The sequence below is a fragment of the Pandoraea soli genome, from assembly GCF_902459595.1.
GTDB classification, from domain to species: domain Bacteria; phylum Pseudomonadota; class Gammaproteobacteria; order Burkholderiales; family Burkholderiaceae; genus Pandoraea; species Pandoraea cepalis.
On sequence record NZ_CABPSG010000004.1, the window covers coordinates 183,079 to 196,465 of the forward strand.

General features: G+C 63.8%; 10 protein-coding genes and 2 pseudogenes. 9 read left to right on the top strand and 3 right to left on the bottom strand.

Features of this window, described 5'->3' with window-relative positions; all coding sequences use genetic code 11:
- Positions 1–25: 25 nt before the first annotated feature.
- The 6 genes from PSO31014_RS09420 to PSO31014_RS09445 all read left to right on the top strand — a co-directional run bounded on the left by PSO31014_RS09420 (position 26) and on the right by PSO31014_RS09445 (position 8,764).
- Positions 26–1,957, top strand: a complete 1,932-nt coding sequence (locus PSO31014_RS09420; protein WP_150551390.1) for an ATP-binding cassette domain-containing protein — start codon at positions 26–28, stop codon at positions 1,955–1,957.
- Between the two features lie 295 nt (positions 1,958–2,252).
- The gene (locus tag PSO31014_RS09425) at positions 2,253–4,232 is read left to right on the top strand and encodes a DNA topoisomerase IV subunit B (protein WP_150551391.1); all 1,980 of its coding nucleotides are present in this window, start codon (positions 2,253–2,255) and stop codon (positions 4,230–4,232) included.
- A gap of 121 nt (positions 4,233–4,353) precedes the next feature.
- Positions 4,354–4,758, top strand: a complete 405-nt coding sequence (locus tag PSO31014_RS09430; RefSeq protein ID WP_150551532.1) for a DUF4399 domain-containing protein — start codon at positions 4,354–4,356, stop codon at positions 4,756–4,758.
- Positions 4,742–5,704: a lytic transglycosylase domain-containing protein gene (locus tag PSO31014_RS09435; RefSeq protein WP_150551392.1), complete on the top strand. Its 963-nt coding sequence runs from the start codon at positions 4,742–4,744 to the stop codon at positions 5,702–5,704. The genes PSO31014_RS09430 and PSO31014_RS09435 overlap by 17 nt, the downstream gene beginning before the upstream one ends.
- Positions 5,705–5,963: 259 nt before the next feature.
- Positions 5,964–8,300: a DNA topoisomerase IV subunit A gene (gene parC, locus PSO31014_RS09440; RefSeq protein WP_150551393.1), complete on the top strand. Its 2,337-nt coding sequence runs from the start codon at positions 5,964–5,966 to the stop codon at positions 8,298–8,300.
- 11 nt (positions 8,301–8,311) lie between these two features.
- Positions 8,312–8,764 carry a CopD family protein gene (locus tag PSO31014_RS09445; RefSeq protein ID WP_150551394.1) on the top strand — a complete coding sequence of 151 codons (453 nt, stop codon included), beginning with the start codon at positions 8,312–8,314 and terminating at the stop codon, positions 8,762–8,764.
- A 19-nt stretch (positions 8,765–8,783) separates the two neighbouring features.
- Here PSO31014_RS09445 and PSO31014_RS09450 read toward each other — a convergent pair whose 3' ends face one another.
- Positions 8,784–9,704: a LysR substrate-binding domain-containing protein gene (locus PSO31014_RS09450; protein WP_150551395.1), complete on the bottom strand. Its 921-nt coding sequence runs from the start codon at positions 9,702–9,704 to the stop codon at positions 8,784–8,786.
- A 131-nt stretch (positions 9,705–9,835) separates the two neighbouring features.
- Here PSO31014_RS09450 and PSO31014_RS09455 point away from each other — a divergent pair, with 131 nt between their 5' ends.
- Positions 9,836–11,104, top strand: coding sequence for an MFS transporter (locus PSO31014_RS09455; RefSeq protein WP_150551396.1), 1,269 nt, complete (start codon positions 9,836–9,838; stop codon positions 11,102–11,104).
- 130 nt (positions 11,105–11,234) lie between these two features.
- On the opposite strand, the pseudogene PSO31014_RS09460 reads toward PSO31014_RS09455, so the two are convergent.
- Positions 11,235–11,609: pseudogene (locus PSO31014_RS09460) on the bottom strand (substrate binding domain-containing protein); the annotation flags it as partial.
- Between the two features lie 16 nt (positions 11,610–11,625).
- On the opposite strand from PSO31014_RS09460, the pseudogene PSO31014_RS09465 reads away from it, so the two are divergent.
- Together PSO31014_RS09465 and PSO31014_RS09470 are read left to right on the top strand one after the other, a co-directional pair.
- Positions 11,626–11,829: pseudogene (locus tag PSO31014_RS09465) on the top strand (SDR family oxidoreductase); the annotation flags it as partial.
- Positions 11,830–11,864: 35 nt separating this feature from the next.
- Entirely contained in the window at positions 11,865–12,656 is a 792-nt protein-coding gene (locus PSO31014_RS09470; RefSeq protein ID WP_150551397.1) for an SDR family NAD(P)-dependent oxidoreductase, read from the top strand.
- Between the two features lie 152 nt (positions 12,657–12,808).
- On the opposite strand, the gene PSO31014_RS09475 is transcribed toward PSO31014_RS09470, so the two are convergent.
- Positions 12,809–13,264 (bottom strand): RidA family protein, encoded by a 456-nt coding sequence (locus PSO31014_RS09475; protein WP_150551398.1) that lies wholly within the window; start codon positions 13,262–13,264, stop codon positions 12,809–12,811.
- Positions 13,265–13,387: the final 123 nt, after the last annotated feature.

Consider the following 13,387-nt stretch of genomic DNA (forward strand, 5'->3'; position numbering starts at 1 on the left):
CGTAGTTCTCGCGTTCCCCCGACACATGGCCTTGTATTCCATTTCGGGCGCCCAATTGGCGTTCGGTCACGTGGCATTGCTCGACAATGCCGATTTTTCGCTCGAAGCCGGTGAGCGCGTTGGGCTTATCGGCCGCAACGGCGCCGGTAAGTCGTCGCTGCTCAAGATCGTGGCGGGGCTGACGGTCCCCGACGACGGCCTCGTGGCACGGCAGGCCTCACTCAATACCGTCTACGTGCCGCAGGAGCCTGAGTTCGATCCCGAACTGACGGTGTTCGACGCCGTCGCGCTTGGCCTCGGCGAAATGCACGGGCTGCTCTCCGACTACGAACGCACGGTGGACGCGCTTGCCGATGCCCCTGAGGGGGGCGAGCACGACGCGCTGCTTGCGCGGTTGAATACGTTGCAGTCGTCGCTCGACAACGCGGATGCGTGGCAATTCAAGACGCGGGTGGAAACGACGGTCGCGCAACTCGGCCTCGATGGACACGCGCGCGTCGGGTCGCTCTCGGGCGGTATGCAAAAGCGTGTCTCGCTCGGGCAGGCCTGGGTGGCCAAACCCGACGTGCTGCTGCTCGACGAACCGACCAACCACCTCGATTTCGAAGCGATTCGCTGGTTGGAGGACTTGCTCATCGGCTATCGTGGCGCGCTGTTATTCATCACGCACGATCGTAGTTTCCTGGATCGTGTGGCCACGCGTATCGTTGAACTGGATCGCGGGCGCCTGCTCTCCTATCCGGGCAACTTCACACAGTTTCAGGAGCGCAAGGCCGCGCAGCTCGAGATCGAGCGCGTGGAGAACGAGAAGTTCGACAAGCTGCTCGCGCAGGAAGAGGTGTGGATTCGCAAAGGGGTCGAAGCACGCCGTACGCGCAGCGTGTCGCGCATCGAGCGCCTGAAGACGATGCGTAACGAGCGCGCCGATCGCCGCGAGATTCAGGGCAACGTGCGCATGGATGTGGCGCAGACCGAGAAGTCCGGCAAGATCGTGGCGGAGCTGACCCATGTCACGAAGGCTTACGGCGACCGTGTCATCGTGCGCGACTTCACGGCGACGCTCATGCGCGGCGACAAGGTCGGTCTGGTGGGCCCGAACGGCGTGGGCAAGACGACGATGCTCAAGCTCATTCTCGGTGAGATCGCGCCGGACAGCGGACAGATTCGCGTCGGTACCAATCTTCAGGTGGCGTATTTCGACCAGATGCGCGCGCAACTCGATCCCGAGAAGAGTCTGCTCGACACGATCAGCCCGGGCAGCGAATGGATCGAAATCAATGGCGCGCGCAAGCATGTCATGAGCTATCTCGGTGACTTCCTGTTCTCGCCGGAGCGCGCGCGCTCACCGGTGAAGTCGCTCTCGGGCGGCGAGCGAAACCGACTGCTGCTCGCGCGCTTGTTCGCGCGTCCGGCCAACGTCCTCGTGCTCGACGAACCGACCAACGATCTGGACATCCCGACGCTCGAACTGCTCGAAGAGCTGCTCGAGGAATACAGCGGCACGGTGTTCCTCGTGAGCCACGATCGTACGTTCCTGGACAACGTCGTGACCTCGGTCATCGCGGCCGAAGGCGACGGTAACTGGCGCGAGTATGTCGGCGGGTTTACCGATTGGCAGGTACAGAGCCATCGGTCCGCTGCACTTGCCGCGCAACGCGCCCCCGTCGAAGTCGTCGCAAAGGACGCGGCAGGCGCATCAAAGCGCAGTACGAACCGCACCGCCAAACTGAGCTACAAGGAGCAGCGCGAACTTGACGGCCTGCCGGCGCGCATCGCTGCGTTGGAAACCGAGCAACAGGAAGTGGGTGCAAAGCTCGAAGACGGTTCGATCTATGCGAAAGATCCGGCCGCCGGTGCGGCGTTGTCCGAACGTTTCGACGCGATTGAACTGGAGTTGCTCGAAGCGCTCGAACGCTGGGAAGTGCTCGAAGCCAAGCAGCGCGGCGAGGGCGCGTAAGCGCCGGCGTCCCATCCGGTCGGCGGGGACCCGGTCGCGTTGCACGGGCCCATTGGCGTTGTCGCCCGATCGCATCGGGAGTGACAGTACAATAGGTCGCGATGCATCGGGCGCGGCTCGCCTCCGGACAACTCATGCCGGGCGCTGGGCGTGCTCAGCGTGCCCATTCTGTGGGCGCCGCAACTCAAGTCGTTGATACGGCGTCACTTTTGTCATGTGTTCATGGGTTTTCCCCGTGGTTGTCCACAGGAACTGTGGATAATCGCCGGGCCTCGTACCCTAATTCAGTCACGCTATGTCGAAAAAAAATACGCCTGCCCAATACAGCGAAGCGTCCATCAAGGTCCTGAAGGGCCTTGAACCGGTCAAGCAGCGCCCGGGCATGTACACCCGCACCGAGAATCCGCTGCACATCATCCAGGAAGTCATCGACAACGCCTCTGACGAAGCGCTTGGCGGTTACGGCAAGCAGATCCTCGTCACGCTGAACAAGGATGGTTCGGTGAGCGTCGAGGACGACGGCCGAGGCATTCCCGTCGGCATCCACCCGGAAGAGGGCGTGCCAGTTGTCGAAATCGTCTTTACGCGTCTGCATGCGGGAGGCAAGTTCGACAAGGCCGCCGGTGGCGCCTACACCTTTTCGGGCGGCTTGCATGGGGTTGGGGTGTCGGTGACGAACGCCCTGGCAACGCGACTGGCCGTCACGGTCTGGCGCGACGGCCAGGTCTCCGAACTGGAATTCGCCGATGGCGGCAATGTCGACGTGGCATTGCACTCGCGCGCTGCACAGCGCGGCGAGAAGAAGAGCGGCACGCGCGTCACCGTCTGGCCCGATTTGAAGTACTTCGATAATCCCACGCTGCCGCTGGGCGAGCTGCAACGTTTGCTGCGCTCGAAGGCGGTGCTGCTGCCGGGCGTGCGCGTCACGTTGCGTCAGGAGAAGACCGGCGACGAGCAGACGTGGTGCTATGAGCACGGCTTGCGCGGCTATCTTGTCGAATCGCTGGGTGGCGCCGAGCCGCTGATCCCGCTGTTCGAAGACGAGCGCTTTGCCGATGGCAACGAGGACAGCTTCGCCGAAGGCGAGGGCGCGGCCTGGGTCGTGGCATGGACCGAAGACGGCGCGCCGGTGCGTGAGTCGTACGTCAACCTGATTCCGACACCGGCCGGCGGCACCCACGAATCGGGTCTGCGCGAAGGGTTGTTCCAGGCGGTGCGCGGTTTCATCGAACTGCACAATCTGCAGCCCAAAGGCGTGAAGCTGCTGCCGGAAGATGTCTTCTCGCGCGTGTCTTTCGTATTGTCCGCGAAGGTGCTCGATCCGCAGTTCCAGGGCCAGATCAAGGAGCGACTGAACAGCCGCGACGCGGTGCGTCTGGTGTCGTCCTTCACGCGCCCGGCGCTCGAGTTGTGGCTCAACCATCATGTCGAGCATGGCAAGAAGCTGGCCGAACTGGTGATTCGTCAGGCGCAGGCGCGCACGCGCGCGGGCCAGAAGATCGAGAAGAAGAAGAGTTCGGGCGTAGCGGTGCTCCCGGGCAAGCTGACGGATTGCGAGACTGAAGATATCGCGCGCAACGAACTGTTCCTGGTCGAGGGCGACTCGGCGGGCGGCTCGGCGAAGATGGGGCGCGACAAGGAGTTCCAGGCGATTCTGCCGCTGCGCGGCAAGGTCCTCAATACGTGGGAGACCGAGCGCGACCGGCTCTTCGCGAACAATGAAGTGCACGATATCGCCGTGGCCATCGGCGTCGATCCGCATGGCGCGAACGACACGCCTGATCTGTCGAATCTGCGCTACGGCAAGATCTGCATCCTCTCGGATGCGGATGTCGATGGCTCGCATATCCAGGTGCTGCTGCTCACGCTCTTCTTCCGCCATTTCCCGCAACTGATCGCGACAGGGCACGTGTATGTGGCACGACCGCCGCTGTATCGCGTGGATGCGCCGGCCCGTGGCAAGAAGCCCGCGCAAAAGCTCTACGCGCTCGACGAAGGCGAACTCGAAGCGATCCTCGACAAGCTGCGCAAGGATGGCGTGCGTGACACCGCATGGTCGATCAGCCGCTTCAAGGGGCTGGGCGAAATGAGTGCCGCGCAGTTGTGGGAAACCACCATGAATCCCGACACGCGCCGGTTGAGCCCCGTGGCGCTCGGCGGACTCGATTTCGATGCGACCGTGGCGCGCATGAACATGCTCATGGGCAAGGGTGAGGCGGCGCAGCGTCGCAGTTGGCTCGAGGCCAAGGGCAACGAAGTGGAAGCCGACATCTGAGCGGGTTCCCGGGCGTCGGTCCTGTGGCGGGGGCCTCACGCGCGGGCAGGCCAGCGTGAGCGCTCACATCGTGGGATAATCCAGCCTTCACCCTACCGGGAGTCGCGTTATGTTGCGTTCCATGCGTTGCATTTTCGTGCCATTGCTGCTTGTCGGCGCAAGCGCCACCGCGTTGGCGCAGTCGGCTCAGCCGCGCGTCTTCTTTGTGGTGCCCACGGACGGCGCAACGGTGTCGAACCCGGTCGTGGTCAAATTCGGCGTCGAGGGCATGGCGATCAAACCGGCGGGCGACATGACGTCCAATGCCGGTCATCACCACCTCATCATCGACGGCGACCCCATTCCCGCAGGTCAGGTCGTCCCCACGGACGACACGCACCTGCATTTTGGTAAAGGTCAGACCGAAACGAGCGTCAATCTGACGCCCGGCGATCACACGTTGACGTTGCAGTTCGCCAATGGTGCTCATCAATCGTACGGTCCCGCCATGAGCCAGACCATCAAGGTGCATGTCAAAGGTCGGTAACTCCAACGTTTCGACGGCGGGCCGCATTCGAGCGATCCGCCGACATTCCGCGCTGCGACGTTTCGCCGGGCCCGTGCTGGCCGCCGTGCTGCTCGTCGCGACGCCATTCGCACACGCCGAACTCTACGGTTATGTCGATGAGAACGGTGTCGCCCATCTCGCGGCGCGCAAGCTCGACGCGCGTTATCGCCAGGTCGTCGGGGCGGGCGGCAACGTCGATCAGCGCGCGTCGCACGGCAATACGGTCAGTGGCGTGGATCGCTCGCGCCTGTACGATGCCCTTGCCCGACATCCCAATCTGAAGACGCTCGCCCCCGTGATTGCGCAGGCGGCGCAGCGTTATCACGTCGACGTGGCGTTGCTCAAAGCGGTCATTGCGGCCGAGTCGGGGTTCGATAGCGCCGCAGTGTCACCCAAAGGCGCCGTCGGCTTGATGCAAGTCCTTCCGGCAACGGGCGAGCGCTATGGCGTGCGCGCGGACGCGCGGCGCACCGTCGCCGACAAGCTCGCGGATCCGCGGACCAATGTGCTGACCGGAGCCCGCTATCTGCGTGATCTGCAAGCGCGTTATCCCGATCGTCTCGAACTGGTGCTCGCGTCGTATAACGCGGGTGAGGGCGCCGTGGCGCGTCACGCCGACCAGATCCCGCCGTATGCCGAAACGCGTGACTACGTGGCGACCGTGCTCGAACTTTATCGACGCTTCGACCCCGATGCACCTGCCCTCGGGCAGGGCGGCGGGGCGATACGCGTCAGCCGGTCGAGCGCAGGGGGCGCTTACGTGGGTCACGTCGGCGGTGCCCGTGTGAGCGGTTCGCGCGACGGCCGCATCCACGTCATTCTGGGCGCGCCGTCCGGCTTGCCGGTCGTGCCTGCTGCCCTGCCGAACGCGCCGGTCCGTGAATCGGCGCAAGGGGCACTCTCGTCTTCGCCAACGATTGACTGACGTACCCCGGCAACATTGCCGGAGGGGGCATGACGGCGGCGTCGGTATTGGCGCATGTCGATTCCCGCGACCTGACGCTCGGATTCGTCCGAAACGCGTGCGCAATCACGCCGATTCCGGCGTCCTCTCATCCGAAAACACGCCTCGCTTTGCCAATCGGACGTGTTTTTGCCGAAATGTGCCGACGAGCTTGGTATGATCTCGCGGTCAACGCCTCCCTGAACGCTCGTCAAACGTTCGCAGCAAACCCATAGGTTTTATGGAACAAGTAGAAGATCTCTTTACGCAACCGTCGGATGACGACACGCTGACGCTCGGCGCCTATGCCGAGCGTGCCTATTTGGATTATGCGATCAGTGTTGTCAAAGGCCGTGCACTGCCGGATGTGTGCGACGGCCAGAAGCCGGTGCAGCGCCGGATTCTGTTTGCAATGAATGAAATGGGCCTCGCGGCCGACGCCAAGCCGGTGAAGTCGGCGCGCGTGGTCGGCGATGTGCTCGGCAAGTTTCACCCGCACGGCGACCAGTCCGCCTATGACGCGCTGGTGCGTCTCGCGCAGGACTTCTCCATGCGCTATCCGCTCATCGATGGTCAGGGCAATTTTGGCTCGCGCGACGGCGACGGCGCGGCGGCCATGCGTTACACCGAAGCGCGTCTGACGCCGATCGCGAAGCTGTTGCTCGACGAGATCGACGCGGGCACCGTGGACTTCGTGCCGAATTACGACGGCTCGACACAGGAGCCGCGGCTGTTGCCGGCGCGCCTGCCGTTCGTGCTGCTCAACGGGGCGTCGGGGATTGCCGTGGGGCTCGCGACGGAAATTCCGTCGCACAACCTGCGCGAAGTCGCGTCGGCGGCGGTTGCCCTGATTCGCAACCCGAAGCTCGACGACGCCGAATTGATGACGCTCGTGCAGGGCCCGGACTTCCCGGGCGGCGGCCAGTTGATTTCGAGTGCGGCGGACATACGCGCGGCCTACGAAAGCGGCCGTGGCAGCCTCAAGATGCGCGCGCGCTGGAAGATCGAAGAGATGGCGCGAGGCCAGTGGCAGGCGGTGGTCCATGAGCTGCCGCCGAACACGTCGGGTCAGAAGGTGCTCGAGGAAATCGAGGAAATCACCAATCCGAAGGTCAAGCTCGGCAAGAAGACGCTGACGCCCGAGCAGCAGAATCTCAAGCAGTCGATGCTCGGCATGCTCGACGCGGTTCGCGACGAATCGGGCAAGGACGCCCCCGTGCGACTGGTGTTCGAACCGAAGTCGAGCCGCATCGACCAGCAGGAATTCATCACGATGCTGCTCGCGCACACGAGCCTGGAGTCGAGCGCGTCGGTGAACCTCGTGATGGTCGGCGCCGACGGCCGCCCGACGCAGAAGTCGCTGCGCGACATCCTGACAGAGTGGATCGGATTCCGCTTCGCGACGGTCACGCGCCGCTCGCGCCACCGTCTGGGCAAGGTGGACGACCGGATCCACATTCTCGAAGGCCGGATGATCGTCTTCCTGAATATCGACGAAGTCATCCGCATCATTCGCGAGTCCGACGAGCCGAAGGCCGCGCTGATGAGTGCGTTCGGGTTGAGCGAGCGTCAGGCGGAAGACATTCTGGAAATCCGTCTGCGTCAGTTGGCGCGTCTGGAAGCGATCAAGATCGAGCAGGAACTGGCGTCGTTGCGCGACGAAAAGGCGAAGCTGGAAGAATTGCTCGCCAACGACAGCACGATGAAACGTTTGATCATCAAGGAAATCGAAACCGACGCGAAGCAGTTCGGTGACGATCGCCGCACGCTGATTCAGGAAGAGAAGCGAGCCGTGGCCGAAGCGCGAGTGGTCGACGAGCCGGTGACGGTCGTGGTGTCCGCCAAGGGGTGGGTGCGCGCGCTCAAGGGCCATGGCCTGGATGCACAAGGTTTCTCGTTCAAGCAGGGCGACGCGCTGTATGGCGCGTTCGAATGCCGCACCGTCGATCCGCTGATCGCGTGGGGCAGTAATGGCCGTGTCTATTCGGTGCCCGTGGCGCTACTACCGGGCGGGCGGGGTGACGGCGTGCCGCTCACGTCGTTGATCGAACTGGAGTCGGGCTCGCGCTTGCTGCATTACTACGCGGCGTCGGGCGAGCAACCGCTGCTGCTTGCTACGTCGACGGGCTTCGGATTCACGACGAAGCTGGGCGATATGGTCAGCCGAGTGAAGGCCGGCAAGTCGTTCATGACCATCGACGAAGGTGCGGCACCGCTGGCCCCCACGCCGATCTGGCAGGGTGCCAGCGCGGTGGCGTGCCTGTCGAGCGACGGTCGTCTGCTCGTGTTCGGCATGGACGAAATGAAGTCGCTCACGGGCGGCGGACGCGGTGTCACGCTGATCGGGCTCGACGACAAGCAGACGCTGGTGTCGGTCGTGCCGATCGGCGAAGCCGGCGTCATCGTGTATGGCGAAGTGCGTGGAGGCAAGCTTCAGGCCGAAACGCTCTCGGGGGCGTCGCTGGCCCCGAACATCGGCAAGCGCGCCCGCAAGGGACGTGCGCCGGCGGTCAAGTTCGCGACGTTCAAGCCGCGTTCGCTCGAGCCGGTGCTGCCGGCCGCCCCTTCGGCATCCTGACGGAGTCACGCATGAACGTTTATGCCTTGAGTTTGTTCTTGCATCTGGTGAGTGTGGCTGTCTGGATCGGGGGAATGTTCTTTGCGCTGGCCTGCCTGCGTCCGGCGTCCTCCGAATTGTCGCCGCAGCAACGTCTGCCGTTATGGGAAGCGGCGCTCTCGCGCTTTTTCACCTGGGTAGGCGTGGCCATCGTTCTGATCCTGCTGTCGGGCGGTCACATGATGCTCGAGATGGGCGGCATGCGCGCCCGTTGGCCGGTGCATGCGATGGCCGGCATCGGCGTGGTGATGATGCTCGTCTTCGGTCACATTCGCTTTGCGCTGTTTCCGCGTCTGCAACGCGCGGTGCAGGCGCAGTCGTGGCCGGACGGCGCTGCCGCGGTCAACGGGATCCGGCGGCTCGTGATCCTGAATCTTGTGCTGGGCGTCGTGGTCATCGGTCTGGCGGCGTCACTGCGCGGCTGATCGCGGGTTGCGCGGGGCCTCATGCCCCTGGCGGCGTCTCGTGAAGGCGGCCCGCCACTTCACGGCAAATCGCGACGAACGCCTGTACTAACGGGCTCGTGTCGTCGCGACGCTTGGCCAGCAGCAGGGGCGTGTGCGCGTCGGGCTCGCTGAGATCCATGAAGCATGCGCCCTCGATCTGGATGCATCGCACGGCGGCTGGGAGTATCGCCACTCCCAGCCCGCTCGCCGCGAGTGCGACGATGGTGGTCGACTCGCGTGCTTCCTGCACGACGCGCGGCGCAAATCCTGCACGCTCGCACATCCGCCGTATTTTTCCATCGATTGCCGTACCCACATCGTGCGGATGCATGATGAACGCCTCATTGGCCAGGTCGGCCATGGACAGGCTTGCGCGCCCTGACAGCGCATGACCCTGGTGCAAGACTACGACCAGGGCCTCGTCGATCAACGTCTCGAAGCTGAGGCCCGCGATCGGCGGCGCATCATCCGCCTGACGTACCAGACCGATGTCCAACGTGCGCTCGGTGAGCGCGTCCCGTTGCCGCTCCGAAGGCGATTCGATCAACGTCAGCGTCACACGTGGATATCGCAGGCGATAGCCGGTAAGGACCCGTTTCATCAGGTTCGTCATCGGTGCGGACGTCGTGAACGCGATGCGCAATTCCCCGGCCTCGAGTCCCGCAATCTGTTGCACCTCCTGACGGGCGGCTTCCGCGTCGGCGAGGATCTGACGCGCCCGCACGAGGAACGCCCGCCCGGCGGTGGTCAGGAAGACGCGTCGCTGCGAGCGCTCGAAGAGCGCCACGCCCAATTCGTCCTCCAGCGCGCGGATCTGCATGGAGAGCGGCGGCTGGCCGATATTGAGCTTTTGCGCCGCACGGCTGAAATGCAACGCTTCAGCGACGGCCACGAAGTAGCGCAGATGACGCAGTTCCATCCCTCAGTCCTCGATTGATCTTTTTTATATATGGAAATATCGCTTAAATATATATTGGACGCGGGGTAACGGCAAACCTATGATTCGTTGTATACATTTCCCCCCAGACTCGCGTGAGCCGGTCCAGCGTCATGGCATCAACGAACTCCCTTGCTCTTCCCAGCGGCGTCGCCGCGGGCGTCGGTACGCCGGCATCCAAGCTTCCGGCCGGCGTCGCGCGCGGCACTCGTGAGTACGCCGTCATCAGCCGGGCGCTCTTTTTCGGTGGCTTTTCGACGTTCGCCCAGTTGTACTGCATGCAGTCGCTGTTGCCGCTGCTGACCACGACATTCGGTATCACACCGGCACAGGCGAGTTGGTCGGTCTCGGCAGCCACGATGATGATGGCGCTAGGTCTGCTCGTGACTTGTGTCGCCGCGGACCGTGTGAGCCGCAAGCGGATGATGACCATTGCGCTGCTCAGTTCCTCGGTGCTCACGCTCGCGAGTGCGTTCTCCACCAACTTCGGGACGATCGTCATCCTCGGCGCCCTCAAGGGCTTGGCGCTCTCCGGACTGCCCGCCATCGCAATGGCGTACCTGAGCGAGGAAATCGATCAGCGCTCGCTCGGAATGTCGATGGGGCTCTATATTGGCGGGAACATTCTCGGTGGTATGGCCGGACGCGTGCTGTCCGCGTTCATCGCCGACCTGTTCTCGTGGCGCGTGTCGGTGGCGGTCATCGGGCTGGTCTGTTTGGCGATGGGGCTGGAGTTCGCCCGCAGCCTGCCGCATTCGCGTCGTTTTTCGCCGCGCGACATGACGGTGCGCGAAGCGATCGGACATGCACGCCGCCACCTCGGTGATCCCGCGCTGCTGGGTCTGTACCTGTTCGCCGGCCTGATGATGGGCAGCTTCGTGAGTGTGTACAACTATCTGGGCTTTCACCTGTCGGCGCCGCCATTTCATTTGCCGCACGCCGCCATTGGTGCAATCTTTGCGATGTATCTGATCGGCGTGATTGGCTCGTTCATCGCGGGACCGCTGTCGGACCGCGTGGGACGTCCCCGACTGCTGTGGGTGCTGGTGGCGTTGGCGTTCGTGGGACTGTTGACCCTGCTGGCGTCGCAAGTGCTGGGCGTGGTGATCGGTCTCGCGATCTTTACGTTCGGCTTCTTTGGGGCGCACACCGTCGCCAGCAGTTGGGTGGGACGCCGCGCGACCGAAGGGCGGGCGATCGCCTCGGCGCTGTACCTGTTTTTCTACTACATGGGCTCCAGCCTGCTCGGCAGCTACTCGGGCGTGATGCTCAAGGCGCACGGCTGGCACGGCGTGATTGCCCTGCTGGCGGTGGCGGTCGTGCTGTCGCTCGCTGTCGCGATAGCCATGCGGCGCGCATACGGCAGCGGCAAGCCGCGCTGATCCTCACCGGCAACGCGCGCCAACGCGCAGAACGATTCCCCGGTCCCTGAACCGGAACGTCCGCGCACGCCGAACATAAGCGCGTGACGCGCGATCGGCGCGTGGCCGGCGCGATGCCCACCTCGTTTCCGTCACCCCGATTCCATGGGGGCACACCGCCGAACGCACCGACCAGAAAGTCGATCATGACGCGCACGCGCGCGCTGAGGTGTCGGCGGCTCGGGTACATGGCGAGTATGTCGATTTCAGGCAGACGATAGCCGGGCAGCACCTGAACGAGCTTGCCCGAACGCAGATCGTTGCCGATCAGGAACGTGGGTTGCCAGATGATGCCTTGCCCGGCCAGCGCCGCCGCGCGCGCCGTATCACCGTTATTGGTATGCATGTGGCAGTCGACCCGCACGGCGTGGGTCTTGCCGCCACCGTCGATCAGTTGCCACTCGTCGCCGGTGGCCGCATACGTGTACCCGATACAGCGATGCGTGATCAGGTCCGCCGGCACGGTTGCGTGTCCGACGCGGTCGATCATCTTCACGTCGGCGTTCGTGGGTTACTCGTTCGCCTTTCCCGGCACGGCAGCCTACGCGGTGAGCAAGGCCAGGCTGATCGGGTTGACGCAGGCGCTTTCCGCCGAGTACGTTGAGCAGGGTGTGCGCGTCAGCGCCGTGTTGCCCGGCCCCGTGGACACGGAGATGTATCGTGACATGAACGACACCGACGCGTCGCCATCTGAATGCATTCACTGAAAAGGAAATCACTCATGGACCTGCAATTGAAGGGCAAACTCGCGCTGGTCAGCGGAAGCACGGCCGGCATTGGTCTCGCCATTGCTCGCACATTGGCGGAGGAAGGCGCGCGCGTGATCGTCAATGGTCGCGCCCAGTCATCGGTCGACGACGTGGTTGCGCAACTCAAAGCGAACACCGGCGGCGACGTGTACGGATTTGCGGGGGATCTGAGTACCGCGGCGTCAGCGGACGAACTCGCGCGGCGCTATCCGAACGTGGAGATTCTGGTCAATAACCTGGGTATCTTCGAGCCCAAGCCGTTTGAAGCCATTCCCGACGAGGACTGGCAGCGTTTCTTCGACGTCAACGTGCTGAGTGGCGTGCGTTTGGCGCGTCTGTTCCTGCCGGCGATGCGGCAGGCCAACTGGGGACGCATTATTTTCATTTCGAGCGAAAGCGCCGTACAGATTCCCGCTGAAATGATCCACTACGGGATGACGAAGACCGCGCAGCTTGCGGTCTCGCGTGGGCTCGCGGAAGCGGTTGCCGGCACGGGCATTACCGTCAATAGCGTGCTGCCGGGGCCGACCAAATCGCGGGGCGTGGGGGAATTCGTGGAGACCCTCGCAAAGGCCGATGGCAAATCGTTCGAAGCGTTCGAGAAGGAATTCTTCGAAACGGTACGCCCTACATCGCTCATCAAGCGATTCGGTTCGCCGCAGGAAATTGCGTCCCTTGTGGCTTATGTCGCCAGTCCGCTGTCGTCGGCGACGACAGGCGCTGCGTTGCGAGCCGATGGGGGCGTGATCAAGAGTGCCTTCTAGACCCACACGAGCATTGCGCCGGCGCTGCCCAGTGCTTGCTCGATGAAGGATCGGCGGGGGCGGTTGTGGTTCGGGGAGGGAGACGGCCGTAAGGCGGCACGCCTCCCATCACAACACCATTCGCCGAGCGTCAGACGGCCATCGAACGATGGTCAGGCGAGTTCGGCGATCAGCTCGATCTCGACGCAGGCGCCCAGCGGGATCTGTGCGACGCCGAAGGCCGAACGCGCGTGCTTGCCGGCATCGCCGAAGACTTCCGCGATCAGTTCCGACGCACCGTTCGTCACCAGGTGCTGATCGGTGAAATCCTGCGTCGAGTTGACCAGGCTCATCAGCTTCACGACACGCTTGACCTTGTTCAGGTCGCCCGTGTGCGCGTGGAGTGTGGCAATCAACTCGATGGCCACGGCGCGTGCCGCGGCCTTGCCTTCGTCGACGCTCACGTCCTGGCCGAGCTTGCCCGCCCAGATCTTGCCGTCTTTCTTGGGCAAGTGGCCCGAGAGGAACACGGTGTTGCCGGTCTGCGCGCTCATCACGTAGGCGGCAGCGGGCGCACCAGCGGTCGGCAGTTCAATACCCAGTTGCTTCAGTTTGTCGTAGACGGACATGTACGGCTTCCTTGCAGATACGTTGGGCCGGACCGAGACATCGGCCCGACAGGTGGGTTGAGAGTGGGTCGATGACCGCGTCCGTCGGCGACCGGCCTGAATCGCTTCAGGCCGGCAGAGGCG

Excerpts from the sequence above, each read along its gene's own strand:
- parC (WP_150551393.1), top strand. The coding sequence starts at position 5,964 with ATGGAACAAGTAGAAGATCTCTTTACGCAACCGTCGGATGACGACACG.
- PSO31014_RS09475 (WP_150551398.1), bottom strand. The coding sequence starts at position 13,264 with ATGTCCGTCTACGACAAACTGAAGCAACTGGGTATTGAACTGCCGACC.
- PSO31014_RS09445 (WP_150551394.1), top strand. The coding sequence starts at position 8,312 with ATGAACGTTTATGCCTTGAGTTTGTTCTTGCATCTGGTGAGTGTGGCT.
- PSO31014_RS09420 (WP_150551390.1), top strand. The coding sequence starts at position 26 with ATGGCCTTGTATTCCATTTCGGGCGCCCAATTGGCGTTCGGTCACGTG.
- PSO31014_RS09450 (WP_150551395.1), bottom strand. The coding sequence starts at position 9,704 with ATGGAACTGCGTCATCTGCGCTACTTCGTGGCCGTCGCTGAAGCGTTG.
- PSO31014_RS09425 (WP_150551391.1), top strand. The coding sequence starts at position 2,253 with ATGTCGAAAAAAAATACGCCTGCCCAATACAGCGAAGCGTCCATCAAG.
- PSO31014_RS09435 (WP_150551392.1), top strand. The coding sequence starts at position 4,742 with ATGTCAAAGGTCGGTAACTCCAACGTTTCGACGGCGGGCCGCATTCGA.
- PSO31014_RS09470 (WP_150551397.1), top strand. The coding sequence starts at position 11,865 with ATGGACCTGCAATTGAAGGGCAAACTCGCGCTGGTCAGCGGAAGCACG.
- PSO31014_RS09430 (WP_150551532.1), top strand. The coding sequence starts at position 4,354 with ATGCGTTGCATTTTCGTGCCATTGCTGCTTGTCGGCGCAAGCGCCACC.
- PSO31014_RS09455 (WP_150551396.1), top strand. The coding sequence starts at position 9,836 with ATGGCATCAACGAACTCCCTTGCTCTTCCCAGCGGCGTCGCCGCGGGC.